The 18,867-nt window shown below is 68.6% G+C and carries 16 protein-coding genes and 1 pseudogene; 10 read left to right on the top strand and 7 right to left on the bottom strand.

What is annotated here, in order from left to right; translation table 11 throughout:
• Positions 1-689: 689 nt before the first annotated feature.
• The 3 genes from ACFZBD_RS32135 to ACFZBD_RS32125 all read left to right on the top strand — a co-directional run bounded on the left by ACFZBD_RS32135 (position 690) and on the right by ACFZBD_RS32125 (position 3,477).
• Entirely contained in the window at positions 690-2,093 is a 1,404-nt protein-coding gene (locus ACFZBD_RS32135; RefSeq protein WP_391146591.1) for a SpoIIE family protein phosphatase, read from the top strand.
• Positions 2,090-2,458: an anti-sigma factor antagonist gene (locus ACFZBD_RS32130; protein ID WP_391146589.1), complete on the top strand. Its 369-nt coding sequence runs from the start codon at positions 2,090-2,092 to the stop codon at positions 2,456-2,458. The genes ACFZBD_RS32135 and ACFZBD_RS32130 overlap by 4 nt, the downstream gene beginning before the upstream one ends.
• A gap of 440 nt (positions 2,459-2,898) precedes the next feature.
• Positions 2,899-3,477, top strand: a complete 579-nt coding sequence (locus ACFZBD_RS32125; RefSeq protein ID WP_391146586.1) for a hypothetical protein — start codon at positions 2,899-2,901, stop codon at positions 3,475-3,477.
• A 239-nt stretch (positions 3,478-3,716) separates the two neighbouring features.
• Here ACFZBD_RS32125 and ACFZBD_RS32120 read toward each other — a convergent pair whose 3' ends face one another.
• The gene (locus tag ACFZBD_RS32120) at positions 3,717-3,887 is read right to left on the bottom strand and encodes a hypothetical protein (RefSeq protein WP_391146583.1); all 171 of its coding nucleotides are present in this window, start codon (positions 3,885-3,887) and stop codon (positions 3,717-3,719) included.
• Between the two features lie 250 nt (positions 3,888-4,137).
• On the opposite strand from ACFZBD_RS32120, the gene ACFZBD_RS32115 reads away from it, so the two are divergent.
• Positions 4,138-4,590 carry a lamin tail domain-containing protein gene (locus ACFZBD_RS32115; RefSeq protein ID WP_391146580.1) on the top strand — a complete coding sequence of 151 codons (453 nt, stop codon included), beginning with the start codon at positions 4,138-4,140 and terminating at the stop codon, positions 4,588-4,590.
• Positions 4,591-4,849: 259 nt separating this feature from the next.
• Here ACFZBD_RS32115 and ACFZBD_RS32110 read toward each other — a convergent pair whose 3' ends face one another.
• Both ACFZBD_RS32110 and ACFZBD_RS32105 read right to left on the bottom strand, forming a co-directional pair.
• Positions 4,850-5,014, bottom strand: a complete 165-nt coding sequence (locus ACFZBD_RS32110; protein ID WP_391146578.1) for a hypothetical protein — start codon at positions 5,012-5,014, stop codon at positions 4,850-4,852.
• Between the two features lie 728 nt (positions 5,015-5,742).
• The gene (locus tag ACFZBD_RS32105) at positions 5,743-6,060 is read right to left on the bottom strand and encodes a hypothetical protein (protein WP_391146575.1); all 318 of its coding nucleotides are present in this window, start codon (positions 6,058-6,060) and stop codon (positions 5,743-5,745) included.
• A 585-nt stretch (positions 6,061-6,645) separates the two neighbouring features.
• Here ACFZBD_RS32105 and ACFZBD_RS32100 point away from each other — a divergent pair.
• Together ACFZBD_RS32100 and ACFZBD_RS32095 are read left to right on the top strand one after the other, a co-directional pair.
• Complete coding sequence (locus tag ACFZBD_RS32100) at positions 6,646-7,275, top strand: hypothetical protein (protein WP_391146572.1); 630 nt, start codon at positions 6,646-6,648, stop codon at positions 7,273-7,275.
• Positions 7,254-7,439, top strand: coding sequence for a hypothetical protein (locus ACFZBD_RS32095; protein ID WP_391146568.1), 186 nt, complete (start codon positions 7,254-7,256; stop codon positions 7,437-7,439). The genes ACFZBD_RS32100 and ACFZBD_RS32095 overlap by 22 nt, the downstream gene beginning before the upstream one ends.
• A gap of 336 nt (positions 7,440-7,775) precedes the next feature.
• On the opposite strand, the gene ACFZBD_RS32090 is transcribed toward ACFZBD_RS32095, so the two are convergent.
• Both ACFZBD_RS32090 and ACFZBD_RS32085 read right to left on the bottom strand, forming a co-directional pair.
• Positions 7,776-9,395, bottom strand: coding sequence for an ATP-binding cassette domain-containing protein (locus ACFZBD_RS32090; RefSeq protein ID WP_391146566.1), 1,620 nt, complete (start codon positions 9,393-9,395; stop codon positions 7,776-7,778).
• A gap of 550 nt (positions 9,396-9,945) precedes the next feature.
• A complete protein-coding gene (locus ACFZBD_RS32085) occupies positions 9,946-10,395 on the bottom strand; it encodes a hypothetical protein (RefSeq protein WP_391146563.1) in 450 nt (149 codons plus the stop codon).
• A 530-nt stretch (positions 10,396-10,925) separates the two neighbouring features.
• Between ACFZBD_RS32085 and ACFZBD_RS32080 the strand changes: the two genes are divergently transcribed.
• Positions 10,926-12,161, top strand: coding sequence for a serine hydrolase (locus tag ACFZBD_RS32080; protein ID WP_391146560.1), 1,236 nt, complete (start codon positions 10,926-10,928; stop codon positions 12,159-12,161).
• A 481-nt stretch (positions 12,162-12,642) separates the two neighbouring features.
• On the opposite strand, the gene ACFZBD_RS32075 is transcribed toward ACFZBD_RS32080, so the two are convergent.
• The gene (locus ACFZBD_RS32075) at positions 12,643-13,158 is read right to left on the bottom strand and encodes a helix-turn-helix domain-containing protein (protein ID WP_391146557.1); all 516 of its coding nucleotides are present in this window, start codon (positions 13,156-13,158) and stop codon (positions 12,643-12,645) included.
• Between the two features lie 121 nt (positions 13,159-13,279).
• On the opposite strand from ACFZBD_RS32075, the gene ACFZBD_RS32070 reads away from it, so the two are divergent.
• Entirely contained in the window at positions 13,280-13,771 is a 492-nt protein-coding gene (locus ACFZBD_RS32070; protein ID WP_391146554.1) for a YbaK/EbsC family protein, read from the top strand.
• A gap of 726 nt (positions 13,772-14,497) precedes the next feature.
• A pseudogene (locus ACFZBD_RS32065) lies at positions 14,498-15,058 on the top strand (IS3 family transposase); the annotation flags it as partial.
• An 883-nt stretch (positions 15,059-15,941) separates the two neighbouring features.
• Here ACFZBD_RS32065 and ACFZBD_RS32060 read toward each other — a convergent pair.
• Entirely contained in the window at positions 15,942-16,952 is a 1,011-nt protein-coding gene (locus tag ACFZBD_RS32060; RefSeq protein WP_391146551.1) for a helix-turn-helix domain-containing protein, read from the bottom strand.
• A gap of 312 nt (positions 16,953-17,264) precedes the next feature.
• Here ACFZBD_RS32060 and ACFZBD_RS32055 point away from each other — a divergent pair, with 312 nt between their 5' ends.
• A complete protein-coding gene (locus ACFZBD_RS32055) occupies positions 17,265-17,828 on the top strand; it encodes a hypothetical protein (RefSeq protein WP_391146548.1) in 564 nt (187 codons plus the stop codon).
• The last annotated feature ends 1,039 nt before the right edge of the window (positions 17,829-18,867 follow it).

Below are 18,867 nucleotides of genomic sequence, written 5' to 3'. Positions count from 1 at the left end.
TGCAGCTTGTCTTTCCCGGCGGGGGTCAGCCGATCTGTCCAGTAGACGGCTCTGTTCCGTAGTCGGTGGTGACGCTGCGTCTCCGCCTGGGATCAGGGGCACAAGTGACGTCAACTCTCCTGTAACCGTGGTGTTTTCCGGGCTGTCAGCACTGGTGGCCGAGGATGTGCTCGATGGCGGCGGCGTGGTCCGGGTCACGCCCCGGACGCGGGATGCCGCGGCGCCCTGCACCTCGAAGACGCGTTGGCTGTCGCGCGCCTGGAGCGCGAGAGGGCACTCGGAATCACCCCGGCTCCCGTCCCGCCCTCCGAGGCGCGACTTGTGCTCCTCGAGGCAGGCCGGGGCAGCGAGACGGCCGGCGCAGGCGCACTATGCCGCTGCGGAGAAGGACACTGTCCGCCAACTCCTCACCGGCTGGCTCGCGCGGTACGGCATCCCGGCCCTGGTGGTCCGCGGCTTCGGCGCCCAGCCGGCCTCGGGGGCTCAGTTGCGGTCGGTGCCCCGGCTACCGTTCCACCAAGCTCGTCGGGGTCGGAGGGCGCTGGGGCGTTCGGTAGGGTTCCGGATTGCTGGCTGTCCGGCCAGTGCCTTCCTGGGGGGATGACGAGACGAGGAACATGCCGGAGCAAGCGAGTCCGCCTGCGATAGCACCGAGCGGGCCTCTGGCCGCGGCGGTCGAGGCGGCGCGGATGGCGGCGGTGCGCCGTTATGACATTCTCGACACCCCTCCGGACGCTGCCTACGACCGAGTCGCGGCGCTGGCAGCGCGGCTGTTCGGGGCGCCGGTGGCGACGGTGACGATCGTGGACGAGGACCGGATCTGGTTCAAAGCCACGCACGGGCTGGAAGGCGTCAGCGAGATAGGCCGCGATCCCGGCCTGTGCGCCTCGGCGGTGCTCACCGATGACACCACCGTCATCCCCGACACCATGCTGGATCCGGTCGCCTGCTCCAACCCGCTGGTCGCCGGCCCGATGGGGGTACGGTTCTACGCCGCCGCTCCGATCATCACCGCCGACGGGTACCGGCTGGGCACGGTCAACGTCCTGGACACCCGCCCCCGCGAGATCAACGAGGCGGATTCGGCCACGCTTGCGGACCTGGCCGCAGTCGTGCGTGACCAGCTGGAGCTGCGGCTGTCCGCCCTGCACGTGGTGCGCGCCGAGCAGGAGCGCCGCAGGGTCGAACAGGACAAGCGCCGGGCGGAGGAAGAGGCCCGGCAGCGGGCGGAGCGGGACAAGGCGGCCATCGCCGCGTTCGCCTCCACCCTGCAGCGCACCCTGGTGCCTCCCGCGCTGCCTGCGGTACCGGGCCTGGAGCTTGCCTGCCACTACCAGACCGCCTCCCCGCAGGAAGTGGGCGGCGACTTCTACGACGTCTTCCCCGTCGGCGGGGGCCGGTGGGCGTTCTTCCTGGGCGATGTGTGCGGCAAGGGCGCTGAAGCCGCCTCGGTCACCTCGCTGACCCGCTACACGCTGCGGGCCGCGGCCCTCGTCGACGCGGACCCGACAGCCGCGCTGCAGGCTCTGAACACGGCGCTGCTGCTGGACGCGGCGGTCGGCACCCGCTTCTGCACCGCCGTCTTCGGCCTGCTGGACCCCGCCCAGGACGGCGGTTTCACTGTCACGCTGGCCACCGGCGGCCACCCGCCCGCCTACCACCTCACCCCCGCCGAGGGCGGCGGCGTGCGGGTCGAGGCGGCCCGCGCCAAGGGCGGCATGCTGGTCGGCGCGTTCGCCGAAGCCGCCTTCGCTTCACGCACCCTGCACCTGGCACCCGGCGAGGGACTGCTGCTCTACACCGACGGTCTGACCGAGGCCCGCACCGCCGACGGCGACATGCTCGCCGACACGGGCCTGACCGACTTCCTGGCCCAGCGGCCGGTGGCGGTCAGTGCCGGCGCCCTGATCGAGGACACCGTCGCGCTCCTGGGCACCCTCCCCGACACCGAACGCGACGACGTGGCCTTGCTGGCCCTGTCCGTTCCCACCCCTGATGCCGTCCCCGCCGGCATCACCACCACCGCTCACAGCGCCGCCGCCCCGACCGCACCCGCCGACGTCTCCGTCGGGCAGGAGAACCGACGCCCATGACCGACGCATTCCGCATCGACGTCCCGCACACCGACGGCGCCCTGGCCGTGATCGCACTGTCCGGCGAATTCGACGTCGCCACCGCATCCGCCGCCCGGTCCCGCGCACTGGAACTCATCGCAGCCGGACACCCCGACCTGATCGCCGACCTGTCGGGCGTCACCTTCTGCGACTCCTCAGGACTGGGAGCCCTGGTCGGCATCTGGCGCTGCGCCAAGGACGCCGACGGGTCCCTGACCCTGGCGGCGATCCCCGACCGACTGGGCCGCCTGCTCAGCGTCACCGGGATGGACACCTTCCTGCCCGCCCACCCCAGCGCCGAGGCCGCGCTCACCGCACGCCAGGGCAACCACACCACCGCCTGAGCGCAGGCCCGCAGCTGCCGCGGGCATGACTAAGCGTGCGTTGCGGGCGACGTACTGGCCGCGACGCGCGTTCGTCGCTCCGTCGATGGCGCTGCACATCGGCGAGCGGCGTGCAGCGCACCGGATGCCGCCTTCGACTGCGAGCGTGTCAGTGGTCAGTGGGACTTGTCGTAAGGGTCGCAGCTGGAGGACTTGGCCAGCCCGCGGCTGATGTCCGTTGGCCGTAGCTATTACGAGAACAGGGCCCCCACGCAGGCCCACGCCTTCGAGCTGACCACCGGCTGAGCAGCCGCGCCTGCCGGCGGCTGACGCCGCCGACCCGTTCTGGCATATGTCTCCGGTATTCGCACCACGTGCGGGTAGTTCTCGCCTGTTCTGCTGACGCGGAGCGGTCGTGTGCCGCATGGTGGCGGCTGCTGGCGTACGGAGGAGGAGGGGTCATGGGGTGGAAGAGGGACGGGTTCCCGGCGCACGAGGGCACGGTGGGTGTGCTGCTGGCGGACGGGAGTGAGCCGGGGCCGGCGTGCTTCGGTGCGGGCAGCGGCGGTCACGTTCACGAGTCCACGGACTGGTGGGTCTACGACGGCACGCTGGGCGCGCCGCGTGCGGAGCGGATCAGGGCCAGGTGTGCGTGCGGATGGCGCGGGGCGGCGGCGTACCCGATCGACTGGGAGAGCGTGGTGCGGCGGGATCCGTACGCGTACGACACGTCGGAGGCCGAGCGGGACTGGGAGTCCCACCTTGAGGACGTGGAGGGGCGGTCGGTCCCGTTGCCGGCGGAGGTGAGCGACCTGCTGCACGAGCTGCGGCGGCGCCTGGAGCAGCTGGTTGACGATGCCCCGCTCGCCGCGGTGAAGGCGGCGGGCCGGCTGGAGGCGATGGCCGGGGCGGTCGGGTCGCCGGCGGCGTATCTCGCGGTCCGCGGGGCGGAGGTGTCCTGGCATCAGGTCGCCGAGGCCCTGGGCACCACGGTGGAGGAGGCACGCTCCCGGCTGCTGCGCTATGAGTACCGCCGCTGACCGCCACCGGGACGTCATGGCCAGGGGCAAGGCGCCGGCCCCGCCGGCTTGTGGCCGGCGGGGCCGGGGGCGGGCCTCTCGCCTTGGCGGTGGAAGAGGCCCGCTGGAGGAAGCGGTGCGAATCGCTTCGCCGTGGTCAACGACCCGGGCGGCCTGTGGGCACGGGCCGGTGCGATGGCCTTACGGGGCGGGGGTGTAGCGGACGACGGAGGTTTCGCAGGGGCCTTCGGCGTAGACCTTCAGCGCGTCCGCCTCGCGCGGTCTTCGTCCGCGAGGGGGAGTTCGGCGAGCGCGTCGGCCAGGGCGAGGACCGCGCTGCCCGCGGGGGCGGCGTGCGCGGCGGCCGGGGCGGCGAGCGGGGTGAGGGCGAGGGAGAGCGCGGCGAGGCCGCGGGCAAGGTTCTTGATCACGAACGCCTCGATACCGGTCAAAACCCGCTGTTGACTAGCGGTTTCGCCGATCGCTCAGCCGCATGGGGACGAGGTTCACCGGGTAACGGGCCTGCCGCCCCGCCGCCGGTGTTCGCACGGAAATTCGGTTGGTCCTGATTTGGTAACTCGGTGCGATGCGGGGGCCAGTGCTCTGTACGGTGATCAACTGCCGGGCCCGCGAAGTGGGGAGGTGCCCGGCTTCTCTCATCACCTGCACCAAGGGACATCCATGCTCCGTACGCGTACCGCTGCCGCCGCCGTCACGACGGCGGCGTTCGCCGGCCTGCTCGCCCTGCCCGCACCCGCCCAGGCGGCCGGCTCGGTCCACCTCTACAAGATCTACTACGACAGCCCGGGCAGCGACACCCGGACGAACGCAAGCCTGAACGGGGAGTACGTCGTCGTCCGCAACACCACAACAGCCGCGGTCAACCTGCGGGGGTGGACGCTCACCGACGCGTCGAACCACAAGTACACCCTCGGCAACTTCAGCCTCGGCAAGGGCAAGACCGTGACCATCCGCACCGGCAAGGGCACCAACACCGCGGCCAACCTCTACCAGCAGCGCGCCGCCTACGTGTGGAACAACGACCGCGACACCGCCACCCTCAAGCGCAGCAACGGCGCCAAGGTCGACACCTGCTCGTACAACTCCACCCGGGTCGACTCCGTCATGTGCTGACCGGCTCACATCCGGAGCGCCGCTCGACGCTGATCCTGCGAGCGGCGCTCAGGCGCGCCCATCCTCGGCAGTGCCTTCGCCGTGCCGCTCCTCTGACAGCGGCACCCGGCCCGGCCCGGCCGGGTGCCGCTGCCGGCGCTGATGCCACCGCTCGGCGCGTCCCGGCGCAGGAGGTGACGGGCCTCGTGGTGCGGTCGCCCGCTGCAGCTCGCCGGAGCTCGCCGGGGAGGATTCCGGCCGGGGGCCTTCCAGCGGCCGGTCATGCCCTCATCTCCTTGGCGAAATACTGAGCCGCCCGGCGCAGGATCTCCCGCTCGAGTTCCCGCTCCTTCCCGGCCTTGCGCAACCGGCCGAGTTCGGCCTGGAGCCTCACCATTTCCTCGTCCCGGTTTTCCGCCGCCTCGCCGGCCACGGACATGCCCACGGTCGGCGACCTCGTCGGCCTGCCTGACCCGACTGCGCAGCGTCTCGCCGCTCACCCCGACGTCCGCGGCGACAGCGGCATACGTCCGCTTCCCGCCCCCCGCGCGGTACAACGCCACCGCGTCGTTCCTGAACTCCACCGGATACGGAGACTTCCGTCCCACCAGGACACCCCTCCTCGGACCTGCAAGATCCATTGCCAGAGTGTCCACACCATGGGAGTCACCTCACACGGGCCGCGTCTCCCGTTCGACGGACGCGGCAATTCGGGCACGCAGCGTTTCCCCCTTATTCCTATGTCGTCACAGGGGGTTAGGGTGATCACAGAAGTGACCGCTGGCAGCAAAGAGTCCTCCCGGGCCGGGCACGGCCCTGGAGGACTCTCGGACGGGATGCCCGTCCGCACGATCCACCTGATGGGAGGTGATCGCGGGATGCAGCGTACCCGCGTGCGGGAACTCCACCGCGCAACTACGCCGTTTACAGCCGTGATCGCTTTCACCATTCAGGCATGCGGCACGCCGACTCCGCCTGGCCGTGGCGGCGACCGCCGGCTGGCCGCCCCGAGCGTGGGGTGCGCGGCGAGCTCCGCCCACCGCTCGGGGCACCGGGCCAGCATCGTCCAGCCGCTGAGGCCCGCCAGGTCCAGTGACCAGTCCTTCGAGAACTCGGACAGGGCCGCCCAGCCCTCTTCAAGCTCCGGGTGGAGCAGGTACGCGGCGAGCGGAGTCAGGCAGGCTCCCAGGACAGCGTCGACAGGTCCTGCGGCACGGGCGGGGCCGGTGCGTCCGTGGCGGTGCGGGTGTAGCGGTCGGGATCCCAGTCCCAACTGACCTGCTCCACCTCGTGGCTGGAGAGCCGGGGCAGGAGGAGCGCGATGGCTTCCTCGACCTGTCCGGGGTGTCGTGCCAGGGCTGAGATCAGCCCGGCCCAGGCCCAGCGGTGTCGCAGCACCACGACCACGGCGATCTTCTCGTTCGGGGCGGGGGAGTCACGGCCGAAGGGCCGGTGGTCGTACTCATCGGGCAGCGCCTGCCGTACGCGCACCGAGGCACCAGGGTGCCTGTCGCACCACACCCGGTCGCCTTCCGCTGCCCGATGTCCCACCGCCATGTTCTTGGACGACGGGCCGCCGGCTGCGGTGGCCTCAGCGCTCAGGGCGTAGACGGAGCGGCCCTCCCACGCAGGGGCGGTCCGGTTCTGGTCTCCTTCTTTTTCCTCGTACGGCTGACCGCCACGACGTCACTTCCTCTCCAGGGCCCGGTTCCAGGCCCTGTCCGGGCTGATCAACGAGACAGGCGCGATACGCGCGATGGGCCAAGCGCGGGAAGCAGTAGTGTCCGCCAGCGCTTCGGACCTGTTGACCGCGGTATGCCGTTCTTAGGCTCTCGCCGCCGCGCGCCGCCGCCCCCGGACGCCGCACGCGCATCCCGTACCAAGTCGTCACCCCCGACGGCCGCCGCAGCCATCTCACTCCAACAACTCGAGCCCCACCGGCCGGGCACCCAGGGCACCTGACCGCCCTGACCCGGGCGGCGTTGTCAGTGCCGCGTGCGAGTCTGTACCAGCCCGGCGGGCGCCCATCACCTCGAAGCCGATGCCGACCGCCGGGCACACCCCGGCAGAGCAGCGATGGTGAACTACCGAATCACGTGGACGCCAGCAGGAGGCGGCGAGCCCCAGACCTCCGCAGTCAGCTACGGCGGAGACGAGCGCCGAGGACCGCAAGGCGCGGCTGGAGGCCGACGGCGCCACCGATCTCCCGACAAGCTACGCCCCGACGAGACCCCGCTGAGCGAGCAGGAGATCGCCGGCGCGCTCGCGCTGATGGAAACGATGAGCAGCGAGCACCTGGAGGACCTGGAGCTGGTCGACCGCTACCGCAACGCCCTGGTCGAGGTGATCGACGCGAAGGCCGAGCACCGGCAGCCGAAGACCGTGGGCGAGGAAGCGGCGCCGGCCGGGAAGGTCGTCGACCTGATGACCGCCCTCACAGAGTCGGCGGCGAAGGCCAAAGAGTCCCGCGGCGAGACCGCCGGCGGTGACGCCACCGTGCACGAGATGACGAAGCCGAAGAAGAAGACCGCGGCCAAGAAGGCACCCGCGAAGAAGACGACGGCCCGCCAGAAAGACCGTGGCGAAGAAGCCCACCCGGAAGCGCGCCTCCTGAATGCCACGGAGTGCACCAGCAATCTGCCTGCTGGTCGTGTCCTGGCGGACCAATCACCGGTTGATCAGGCGTGGAGACCTGCGAGCCGGTAACCGGCGACTACCCCGACGAGCTTCGCCTGCCCCTGCTCACCGCGTCCGAGGCGCGGGCCGCCGTCGGGTACATGCACCTGCTGGAGACGCTCGACCTCACGCCCCGGGGCCAGGCCGCCGGGCAGCTCGCCTCCGACTTGGCCCGCCGGCTCCCCGCCGAGTAGGCACCCCGTGGTGCCGCCCGGGCGAGCAGTCCTACGGGGTGCCGGCCCGGGAGGCGCCGCGGTGGTGGTTTGCCGATCCCGAGGCTTCCCCACGGTTTGCAGATATCGCACAGCTCCGTCTCGGAACTCCCCGAACGCGGTGATCCCCTCGTCCCGGGAGATGAACCCGTACTGGCGGCGGTCCAGCTCGCACGCCCCGCGGTGCAGCATCGGGTGCCCCTCGACCGCGGGGGCGCTGGCTCCGGGCCCGAAGAAGAAGCGGCGCACCGAGATGCCTCCGCATGACGCGTGGGCCACAAAGAAGATCCCCGGACTGGAGGCGGCCGTTGTGGACCGTCAGCTGATGACGGAGGCCTCCACATTCGCGTCGGCGTCGAGGTCCAGCCAGCGGGTGATGCCGATCTGCTGAAGGAACGGGAAGTCGTGGCTGACGACGACCAGCGCGCCCCGGTAGCCGGCGAGCGCCTGGGCGAGCTGGGTGACGCTGTCCATGTCGAGATTGTTGGTGGGCTCGTCCAGCAGCAGCAGCTGAGGAGCGGGGTCGGCCAGTAGCAGTGCGGCCAGCGTGGCGCGGAAGCGCTCTCCCCCTGACAGCGTGTCCACGAGCTGATCGGCGCGGCGGCCCTTGAACAGGAACCGGGCCAGCTGGGCGCGGATCTGGTTTCCGGTGGCGTGCGGATTGAGGCGGGCGACGTTGTCGAAGATCGTCCGCTGGCCGTCGAGCAGGTCAAGGCGCTGCGGCAGGTAGCGCAGTGGGACATGGACCGTAACCTCGCCCTCCGCGGGCGGGAGCTGTCCTGCGATGGTGCGCAGGAGGGTGGTTTTGCCGGTGCCGTTGCTGCCGGTGAGCGCGATGCGTTCGGGCCCGTGGACGCACAGGTTGTCGATGGTGCGGCCGGTGCGCAGGCGCGTGCGGTCGAGGGTGAGGACGGTGCGGTGAGGCGGGACGGTTGTGTCGGGCAGGTCGATGCGGATGGTGTCGTCGTCGCGGAGCCGGTCCTCGGCCGTGTCCAGGTGCTCTTTGGCGTCGGCGAGGCGCTGGTCGTGGACGGCCTGCTGTTTGCCTCGCGAGACCTGGGCGGCGCGCTTCATGGTCTGGGCGGAGGCTTTGTCCAGGCGGTTGTCGGCGTACATCTGCTTGCCGTAGCGGGCGCTGCGGGCCTGCCGCGTCTGCGCGGCAGCCAGGTCACGGCGCTGGCGGGCAAGGTCGGCACGGGCGGTGGCATGAGCCCGCTCTGCAGCTTCCTGCTCGGTCGCGATGGTGTTCTCGTACGCGGTCAGGTTGCCGCCGAAAGTGCGCACGGCGCCGGTGCGCAGCTCGGCGATATGGCCGACGCGTTCCAGCAGCTCGCGGTCGTGGGTCACGACGATCACGGTGCCCCGGTGGTTAGTGACCGCGTCGTAGAGGTGGTGGCGGGCATGGCGGTCGAGGTTGTTGGTCGGCTCGTCCAGCAGCAGGACACCGGGGCGGGCCAGCAGGAGGGCGGCCAGGCGCAGCAGGACGGCTTCGCCGCCGGAGATCTCACCGACGGTGCGGTCCAGCCCGATGTGACCGAGGCCCAGACGGGCCAGGGCAGCCTGGGTGCGTTCCTCCACGTCCCACTGGTCACCCAGGGCGGTGAAGTGCTCCTCGCTGGCATCGCCGGCTTCGATCGCGTGCAGGGCGGCGCGGACGGATGCCACACCCAGCACCTCGTCCGCACGCATGGCCGGGTCCAGGGTGAGGTCCTGCGGCAGGTAGCCGGGCGTACCGACGACGTGGATCGTGCCCGAGGCGGGACGGAGGCACCCGGCGATCAACCGCAGGAGGGTGGACTTCCCGCTGCCGTTGCGTCCGATCAGGCCGGTGCTGCCCTCGCCGGCTGCCCAGGAAAGATCGTCCAGGACTTGAGTGCCATCCGGCCAGGCGAACGACATGCCAGTGCACAGGACAGGTGCGGTAGTGCGGATGCTCATCAGGGGGTTTCTCCCACGTATGAACTGTAAAAGTGGCCAGCCTGTGGAGACACCGCACCCGCAGAGAACTGCGGAATTCGTAAAGACAAGCGCCGGAGCAAAAGTCGAGCCGGGCAGAAAAGCCGGGCCCGCAGGCAGCTCGCTTCCGAGGTCACACTCGTACACGCCACGTCCCGGCGCACGGTGTCTCAGACCTCAGAGGAGCATTTGCCTCTCCCAACGGCGACAACAGATACGCCTTCGACGGTACACGCACCCTCGAACCAGCCACAAGCAAGTTCACCGTCGTCACTCTGCGCAGTAATCATCTAGGGGCTCAGCAAACAGGCTTGCGGGCTTTGGAGGAGATACGCGCGGTAGCGCCTGGGGCAGCCCCGGCCGCTACCGCGTATCTCCTCCAAGCCCACAAAACGCGACGCAAACCGAGCATGCAGCCCCGCCAGCACCCCCGTCCCACTCCTCAGCTAACCCCACCCCGAGCTAGGTCATACTCCGACTCAACCACAGGTACTGTGATTGCAGTACCAGCCAGGACGGCATGGTCTAAAGGCTAAGGCTGGCTCTGGGCGGGAATCATACCTTCCAGAAGGTCAACGATCTCATTGAATATCGGGGTGTGAGGGTCGCTCTTGCCGCAGGCGTGAGAGAACTTAATGCCGGCGGTCGTCAGCGAGTACTGCTTGGTGGTGCTCGGGCAGAAGGCCCGCTTGGCCAGGTTGCCTTCCGCGATCAGTCCGGGGTCGGCGATGAGTTCGTGGAGCCGTTGCGTTTTCCGAGAAGTCGGCAGCTCGCCGGTCTGCCGGTTCCAGTGCTGGGTGTACTTCCACTGCATGTCCTGCTGGACCGTGTAATAGGCGCTCATGTATGAAGGCGTCTCATGCCGTACCAGCTGCACGAGGCTACCGGTGGAAGACTGTTGCGCCATCGCGGGTGCTGACATAGCGGCCAGTCCCGCCACCGATAGCGCTCCTGCAACAGCGATCGCGGCCGTCTTCTTCATTTCTGCCTCCCAGTAGATCCTCTGGACCAGCCCTTTGCTGATCCCAGGGATGTTGGCATGGCTTCAGAGGGTCAGGGAGCCGGGGAAGCGGATTCCAGCCACAAAAATACAGGACATATGCTCGAGGAATGGCTACCGTGTGCGGGCTTCCCGTCTGGGGGCACCGGGTGAGAAAGCCGGCGTGCCAGTGCTGGCCGGAGGCCAGTTCGGGACGCCGGGAGAGAGCGTCGCCGCAGATGCGTGGGGGCTGTGGGGCCGCTGTCCTGCGCGTCTGCCACTGGTGCGACGCTGTCTCAGTTGCGCGCGTTCGGCCCGCTGGGATTTATGCGTCGGTTAGGTGTCGGCCTGTCGAGACAATGCTCCCGGACTCGCCGGCCGGCCTTGGCGGGGTGACACTGGCTGGTGCGAGGCCAGGCGGGACAGTTTGGTCCCTATGTCGCGACGCCGGGTCATGCGTCCCCGTCATGCGTGCCTTGACGGACCGGCGCCGCCTGCATCCCACTGAGCGTGTGAAGCTCGTAGGAGTGGCTATGCCGATTGTGAACCGTGTGGGAATATCGATGGGTTCGGTCCTGGCGCTCCTGGCATTCCTGGGCACGGCCTGCAGTTCATCCACTGAGCCGCAGCCTGCCAAGTCGTCGTCGGTGGCCGTGCCGTCTTCGGCCGAACCGTCATTCGTACGCGAGCTGAAACCGCTCCTCATCGCGAAGATGGAAGAACTCCGCGTCCCGGGGGCTGTCGTGCTGGCGGACGTGCCGGGGAAAGGGTCGTGGCTCGGTGCGCTCGGAAAGAGCGACATCAAGACCGGCAAAGCCATGAATACTGCGGATCACGTGAGGATCGGCAGCAACACGAAACCCATGACGGCCACGATCGTGCTGCAGCTTGTCGACGAGGGCAAAATCAAACTCGACGACCCGGTATCCAAATACATTTCAGGAGTCCCCAACGGATCGGACATCACAATCCGGGAACTCCTGAACATGACGAGCGGACTCTACAGCTATAACGACGACGATGATTTCAACCGCGCCCTGAATGCGAACCCTCAGCGAGTCTGGACGCACGACGAACTACTAAAATTTGCTTACAGCCACCCCGCCAAAACCCCCGGCAAGATATATTCCTACTCCAATACCAACTATCTACTGCTCGGCATGATCGCGGAAAAACTGACCGGCCAAAGCCTGCCCGCACTCTTCCAGCAGAGGCTATTCGAACCGCTGGGGATGCGGGACAGTAGCTTCCCGGAACCTCCCGACGCGAGCCTGCCCGCCCCCTACGCGCACGGCTACGACTTCGCCAGCCCCCTGCAGATCGGCCAGGCCATCAACGCGGCCGTCGCGGGAGACGCCAACGCCGGAATCACAGCCCCCGCGGGGGCCCAGCCCACCGACACCACCAACTGGAACCCCTCCTGGGCCACCTCAGCCGGAGCGGTCATCTCCACGGCCAAAGACCTCAGAATCTGGGCAGAAGTCCTGGCCACCGGCAGCCTCCTGAAGCCCGCCACCCACACAGAGCGTCTGCAGCACGACGACCGGCCCTACGGCCTCGGAATTGGCATATTTCCCAGCGGCGCCGTCGGCCACACCGGCGTACTCCCCGGATACCAGACACACATGGAATACCTCCCCACCCCCAAGGCAACAGTCATCGTCCTGGCCAACCTCCAAGCAGCCCCCAACGTTCCCTGGACCAGAGCCCTACCTGCAGACCAGCTCGCTGCAATCATTACCAATGAGCTCGAACTGGGCAGAAAATAGGACACCCGCAGCCGTCGCGTCCTCCGGCCGCGTTCGGATGCTGATGTAATTCCCAGCAGGCGGAATATGCACAACTGGGTAGCCTCACCCAGGCCGGGGCCGATACCACCGGTGGCTTGTAATCAGATCACGTGGCGGGCTCTTCGTCAGCGCCGTCGACTGCAAGGGCCCACCGCGAGGCCGGGGCTGTCGGCGTAGAGCCCCCAGCATGCCCCGGGCTCTCAGCTCGGCAATGTCCGGCAGGGCAGAAGCCGGGCAGGACGTCGGTCAGGTCGGTCTGAGCGGCGCGGATGGTGGGCGCGGCTTGGGGGCCGGTGCCGAGGGTGCGTCGGGTGGTCACCTGATCATCGTCCGGGTGGTGCCGAATCGCCTGCCCGGACACCCGGCAGGTGGTGCCGGGCAGCAAATAACTGTTCTCGATCGATGCATGGCAAGAGGTCGGGAGGCGTTAGGTGCTTCATCTGCCGGCGTCGACCATGTGTCACTTTGAGTAACGAACTAGCAGAAGAGCCTCGACGTCTGTGGACGCCTGGTACAGGTGCGAGAGGTCGGCGGTCCAGCTGCCGTGCATGCCGGGACCGACCGTCATCGGAGCGGAAGTGTGACCGACGTGTGCCGTGCCCGCGAGCACGATGATGTGCTCTGTCGTGCCGGGTGCGTGTGCGGCTGACTCCTGGGCTGTGCCGGCGCGCATCCGGATCCGGTAAGTCTCGGTAATGGCGGCGTCATCCTCGAACCGCTCGGTGAGGACGGCGTCGACCGCCTGGCCGGAGATCTCAGCGGCAGGGGTGAGCCCATGGAGCACAGAGCTGAGGGGTACTTCCAGCGCTGTCGTGAGGCAGTAGAGCGTCTCCAGAGTGGGGTTGCGCCCTCCGCTTTCCAGTTCGGAAAGTGTGCCCTTGCCAAGCTTTGCCCTGCGCGCAAGCTCCGACAGTGACCAGCCGCGGGCCTTGCGCAGCTCCCGCAGTCGCGAGCCGACACAGGCGGCCAGGTCCATGGCTTCTCCCCTCTTCGGTCAGGTGGATTCCGCCCCGGTGCAGGGCCGATCGCTCCTCCTGAGAAACGTTCTGTATGTGGAACGGTATGTGAGAGTCGCCGCACGAAGAAGGAGTACACCCATGTCATCAGATCAGAGCATGCCCCTGCCTGCCCGCAGCGTAGAGGTCGCCCGGGCCCTTGCCGAGGCGGGCGTCTGCGGCCAGGTACGAGAGCTGAGCGAATCTACGCGGACAGCAGCCGAGGCCGCCTCCGCCCTGGGATGTGACGTGGGCGCGATCGCCAACAGCCTCATCTTCATCTCCGGCGACGAACCTGTCCTTGTCCTGGCCAGCGGCCGTCACAAGGTCGACACCGCAGCACTCGCCTCACGCTGGGGACGAGGCTGGCTCCGGCGCGCCACTCCGGAACAGGTACGCCGGGCCACCGGACAGGCGATCGGAGGAGTGTCCCCCGTCGGCCACCCGCGGACGCTGCCCACCGTCGTCGACACAGCCCTGGCCGAATACCCCCAGCTCTGGGCTGCTGCCGGAACCCCCCGCACCGTTTTTCCCACCACCGCCGAAGAACTCCTGCGGCTCACCGGCGGCCTCCTGCTTCCTGTCGGCCCATGACGGCCCTGAAGTCCTAGACACCAGCCGCAAGGAAGCCGGGTGGTCACCTAATCACCGCCGCAGCGGTCTGGCCGTCTCCTCAGCGCGGAAATGCGCCGACGAACCCGCACCGTGCGCTGCTCGAAATCGGCAACAAGAGGGCATAGTTTAACTCTCTCGATCTCGTGGCCGCAGCATCACACAGCCGATCATGCAGCCCCGCGGGCCTGTCCTCACGCCGCCACCGCCGGCGATCCTGGCACCCGATCCGACCCGGATCGCCAGCACGCGCTGGAGATCGTCATGGCCGTCGCCCAGAGCTTCGCGGTCCACCGCGAGCCTGTGGGCAAACGGATCACCACAGCGATCCCCCTGGCCGACGGCGGCGGCGGGGACGTCGTCGGCCATCAGCCCTGACCAACCCCCACCCTCACAGTGGAGGTCCGGGTCGGCAATCTCGTTGAGGAACGGACGGCAGCCTGCGGAGCGTCGAACGACACCGATGGACCACCAGCCGAAAAGGCCGGGGCCCCGTGCGCACACACCGACTCCACCGCCCCGGCCCCGGGAGGGCCGCGGCCTTCAGTCGCCCGCCTACGGTGTTCCCTCCACGGCCCTGCACGCCCGCGCGGACCGCGGCTTCGCCCGGATGGGTCGCTGCCGCACGCGGCGCCCTGGCGGAGGCCCCATACCCCACGCGCACTATCTCTGCGGTTGCCGCTCCCGCCCGCCTAGCTCCGAGAGAAGGGGCATGTGGTCAGCGAGAAACGGGTCGCCCGGGTCATAAAAACGTACTCCGTCACCGGCATCCGCCTGCGCAGACGCGTCCGCACCACCCTCCCCGACCCATCGGCCACACCGGTTGAAGACCTGTTCCAGCGGGACTTCACCGCCCCTGAACCCGGGCGGACATACCTGGGCGACATCACTTATCTTCCGCTCGCGGGAGGGAAGTTGCTCTATCTCATGACTGTGCTGGACTGCTTCAGCCGCAAGATCGTGGGCTGGTCGATAGCCGACCACATGCGCACCAGCCTGGTCGCCGACGCACTGCTGATGGCCGGCTCGACCCGCGGCAGCCTGGACTGCGCCGTGTTCCACCCGGACCACGGAGCCAAGTGCGGTTCCCGGGTCTACGCCGAGCTCTGCGACCAGCTCGGCGTGACCCGTTCCATGAGCGCGGTCGGCACCAGCGCCGACAACGCCGCCTGCGAAAGCTTCCACGCCTCCCTGAAACGCGAGATCCTCCAAGGAGACCCCGACTACGGCGATGCCGGCAGCTGCCGCGAACCGTCTTCGCCTGACTGACCCGCTACAACACCCGCCCCCGGCACTCCGCCAACGGCCTCAGCCCCGACGCATACGAACGCCGACACCACGCCGCTAGACTCACCCTCGCCGCGTGATCAATAACCGCGTGCCCACCTTCTTGGGGGAAGGCCCGTGCGGGCATGGCGGCGGGGACAGCAAGCCGTCCACGACCCCGTCATCGGCCCCATCAGCGTTGTCGCAGGTGCCGTCGGCCGCGTCAGTATCGGCTGATCTGCAGCAGGCGCGGAAGACGGCGCTGCTGGCGGCTCACAGCGCGGTGTCGGTGGTGCCGATGAAGGCGTACGGCAGCGCGGATGCCAAGGGCACCGAGCTGGAGAAGTACGCGATGGCCGAGGCCCTGGGGCAGTTCCGCAACGACCTGGCCCGGATGAAGACGGCCGGGACGGCGGCGCCCGGCGAGCTGGGTCACGACGGGAGTGACCGCGCTCGACATGAACGCGAAGACGCCTACGGCGACGCTGACCGACTGCCTCGACCTGTCCCACTGGCAGGCAGTGCGGACGCAGACGGGAGCCTGCTGTCCTGCCCGGGACCGGCCCCAAGTGATCCCGGCGCCCGCGCCCTACCTCTGGTGTCCGCCCGCTGTCCAGACGTGGCGGCCCCGGTGCCGGGACCACCCTTCATGTCCGGGCCCGCTGGTCGGCCGGGAGCCGGCGGTGGTGTCCTGGGCCGTCGATCCCGACGGTAAGGTGCTCGACACGCTGGGTTCAAAACCGTCGTAAGAAGGATGCGGCCAGGCGATTCTTTCGTCGGCCAGGCAGGTGCCCAGGCGATCGTTCGTCACGGACAAGCTCCGCTACGAGTACCACGGTTCGGGGCGAGCCGGCCTGTGAAGTATGCGACGCCGGAGCGTGCCGACCTACCAGTACGGGGGCCGTGTACCAGACGTTTCAGCCGGGGGGTGGGGGGCGTATAACAGGCGCTGGCCGAGGTGGGTGAGGCTGTGGCGGGCGGAGCCGTGCTCTCGGCTGGTCGAGATCAGCCCGCCTGCGCGCAGGGCATTGAGGTGGTGGCTCGCCGTCGCGGCGGAGATGTCTACCTGGGTGGCAAGTTCGGTCGTGCTGCGGACGGCGGTGAGGGCCGTCAGGATCATGGCTCTGGTGCGACCCAGCAGACGGGTCAGACCGGGGTCGACATGCAGGTCCGGTTCCGGGAAGAGGCGGTGCTGGTGCACCGGGAAGTAGACCTCGACGGGAGCCTGTTCGTCGTTGTTGTCGAGGCGGGCCGTGGGCCTGCGCAGGAAGAACGAGGGCACCAGCAGCAGACCCCGGCCGCCGAGGCTGAGGTCCACGTCGTGCGGGATGTGGCACGGCAGGGTCAGAATGGGGAACTCCCAGCTGATGGCCGGATGCAGTCCACCCAGCATGGCTCCGGGCCCGGCCGCCGTGGTATCCAGCGATGCCTGCACAGCCTGTTCTACATGGCTCCACATCGGCGCGATCGCCAGGCGATGGTATGTGTGGAGCAGGTGGGCCAGTCGGCCGGTTGCCTCAGGCTGGCGGTGGTGGAGATCGACAACCCACCTGGGCAGGGCCGGACGCATACTGCGTGCGGATGCCAGATCTGAGATGACTCGGTCGTGGGGCAGTGACTGTACTGCTGTCAGTCCGTCGTTCAGGGTCCTGGTGCCTGTTGGGGCTATGAGGAGTTCGAGCAGTACGCCGTCCTCAGGGGACGCGAGATCGAACAGCAGCGATTCCTGCCGGCTCACGTTGGCGCGGACATGGGCGGACCAGCGGGCGAACGGTTGAGTCTGGGACTGCGGTTGCTGGAGGAGCTGGAGGCTGAACACGGTCTCCATTAATGGCTCCGGATGCGTAGCCCACCGGATCCGCTGCAGGTCGGCAGTGGTGAAGTGAATGCGAAGCATCGATGCACAGCCCCTTCGGACATCATCGGCGCTCACTATCCGTGCCCGGATGTACGCGAAGCGCTGTCATATCATGAGTGAGCCAACTATGCAGTCGAGGTGTCGCAGATGCAATTGGTGCCCATGCAGTCCCGGTTGGTGTGGCGATTCCTCCCGGTTTCGAAGACAGTCGAAAGCCATGGCTGGCCCGCCTCGCTGCTGCGCAACATGGGTGTGCCGAACCGGTGCAGTGCACTTCGCCCCAGTAGCCGGCAACCCGCAGTTCCCTGGGCCTGCTGGCCTGCGGACAATACTGGAATAGGAGTCCCTCGTATGGCTCGTTCTACGACTGTTTCCCGCACAGCACGCCGCCTGCGGACTGGCCTGGCTGCGGCGGTCGTCGCCGCCGCCGTCCTGTCCGCACTGCCCGCGGCGCAGGCATCGGCCGCCACCCCGAAGATCATGATCAGGAATGGCGCTTTCCCGGACTACAAGCTCTGCGCCAGCCCCACCGATGATTTCGTGTGGCTCAAGCCGGTCGGGCTCAACGACCCCTACTGCTCGTGGAAGCAGCTGGGATCGGGCAACGAAGGCCAGTTCACGCTGTACAGCCCGGCCAAGGACGAGATCATGTACTACACGGGCGGTAACGAGGGACTGGCCATGATGGGGGACAACGGCGACTCGCCGGCGGGTCCCAACGGAGAACTGTGGACATGGGGCGGTCGGGAGAGCTGGGGTTCCTCTGCGCTCCAGTCCTACTGGGACAGCGGCCAGAACGTGGATGCGAAGTCCCCCGGCACCCAGGGCGGCCCTCGGGCCGACCAGGTCCGCACCAGGGGCTGGCGTCACGGATACCAGCGCGAACTGACCTGGAACGCCGTCCCCTTGAACTGACGGGCTCATATGTAGTGAGAAGCCGTATCTCAACCGAGCATGATCGTTCTATTTCTGCTGGTCAGGCATGGTCTAACTAAGTGGCTGCTGTCGTTCCGATCTTGTGGGGTGTTGGCCGAACGGGGGTCCCGTTCGGGTGATCGCGGTGGGGTGCGGGCATGAGAAGCAGGGCCTCTCGGTAGCTCGGTAGGTGTCTACGCCAACGAGTGTTCCAGAGGCCCTGCTGTCGCAGTTCTATGCCTTCGTGCAGGCGGGGTCCAGTCCGCTCACCCCGTCGTGTGACTGTCTCGCGCACCGGTTCGGGAACTGGGCTCGCCCACCCTGGCCGGAGCGCACGGCGGCGTCGGTTACGGCCTGCCCGGGGCTTCTCCGCCAGGGCGTGGGCTGACCGATGGCCGGTGACCGACTCGGTCGGGAGTTGCACGGGCCGGTCACGGCGCTGACGTGCGGTGTGACCCAACACGGGAGACGGGTCGGTCACGGGCCGGAGGGCAAGCCCCGCCGCGCGACGGCTTGTCCAGCGCCCGGACCACGAGGCGGGGCGCTCCCCAAGGTTATGGTGCCACCGCGTGGGAGGCGGCAGCCGGGAGCCGGCCGGAGCACATCGCCGGCCGTAGACCGGAGTCATGAGACGAAACAGGCAGAACAACGCGGCGCCTCAGCAGAGCGATCCGGGGGACATGTGGCTCGCCCTGGCGCGCCCCTTCACGCCTCCCACCCCGACCCGTTCGGCCGCCTCGTGCCGTTCGAGCGAGCGGACGCGATGCTGTCCCTCACCGAGCCGGACAGCATCCTCTTGACCGCGCGGGTGGAACTGTCCGGGGCAGAGACGACGGGGCACCTCCACGACCTGATCAACACGGTCACCCGCAGCCTCACCACGGAACTCGGCAACGCCGGGCCCGGGGTTGCGCTGGAGGTCCTGGTCGGCAAGCGCCACGAACTCGCGCTGCACCCGCCCACGCCGACGGCCGTACCCGATTCCTGCGCCACGCCGCGGCCGGCATCGGCGCCCGCTATATGCCCGGGGGCGGCCGGT

The organism is Streptomyces sp. NPDC008121 (assembly GCF_042957155.1).
In the GTDB taxonomy this organism is placed as follows: domain Bacteria; phylum Actinomycetota; class Actinomycetes; order Streptomycetales; family Streptomycetaceae; genus Streptomyces.
The sequence above is the reverse complement of the archived record's forward strand: the minus strand, read 5'-3'. Positions and strand labels throughout refer to the sequence as shown.

Bases quoted from the DNA above. Each gene is read 5' to 3' on its own strand.
- ACFZBD_RS32060 (WP_391146551.1), bottom strand. From the start codon at position 16,952: ATGCTTCGCATTCACTTCACCACTGCCGACCTGCAGCGGATCCGGTGG.
- ACFZBD_RS32115 (WP_391146580.1), top strand. From the start codon at position 4,138: ATGCTCCGTACGCGTACCGCTGCCGCCGCCGTCACGACGGCGGCGTTC.
- ACFZBD_RS32130 (WP_391146589.1), top strand. From the start codon at position 2,090: ATGACCGACGCATTCCGCATCGACGTCCCGCACACCGACGGCGCCCTG.
- ACFZBD_RS32125 (WP_391146586.1), top strand. From the start codon at position 2,899: ATGGGGTGGAAGAGGGACGGGTTCCCGGCGCACGAGGGCACGGTGGGT.
- ACFZBD_RS32085 (WP_391146563.1), bottom strand. From the start codon at position 10,395: ATGAAGAAGACGGCCGCGATCGCTGTTGCAGGAGCGCTATCGGTGGCG.
- ACFZBD_RS32075 (WP_391146557.1), bottom strand. From the start codon at position 13,158: ATGGACCTGGCCGCCTGTGTCGGCTCGCGACTGCGGGAGCTGCGCAAG.
- ACFZBD_RS32090 (WP_391146566.1), bottom strand. From the start codon at position 9,395: ATGAGCATCCGCACTACCGCACCTGTCCTGTGCACTGGCATGTCGTTC.
- ACFZBD_RS32135 (WP_391146591.1), top strand. From the start codon at position 690: ATGGCGGCGGTGCGCCGTTATGACATTCTCGACACCCCTCCGGACGCT.
- ACFZBD_RS32070 (WP_391146554.1), top strand. From the start codon at position 13,280: ATGTCATCAGATCAGAGCATGCCCCTGCCTGCCCGCAGCGTAGAGGTC.
- ACFZBD_RS32100 (WP_391146572.1), top strand. From the start codon at position 6,646: ATGGTGAACTACCGAATCACGTGGACGCCAGCAGGAGGCGGCGAGCCC.
- ACFZBD_RS32080 (WP_391146560.1), top strand. From the start codon at position 10,926: ATGCCGATTGTGAACCGTGTGGGAATATCGATGGGTTCGGTCCTGGCG.
- ACFZBD_RS32055 (WP_391146548.1), top strand. From the start codon at position 17,265: ATGGCTCGTTCTACGACTGTTTCCCGCACAGCACGCCGCCTGCGGACT.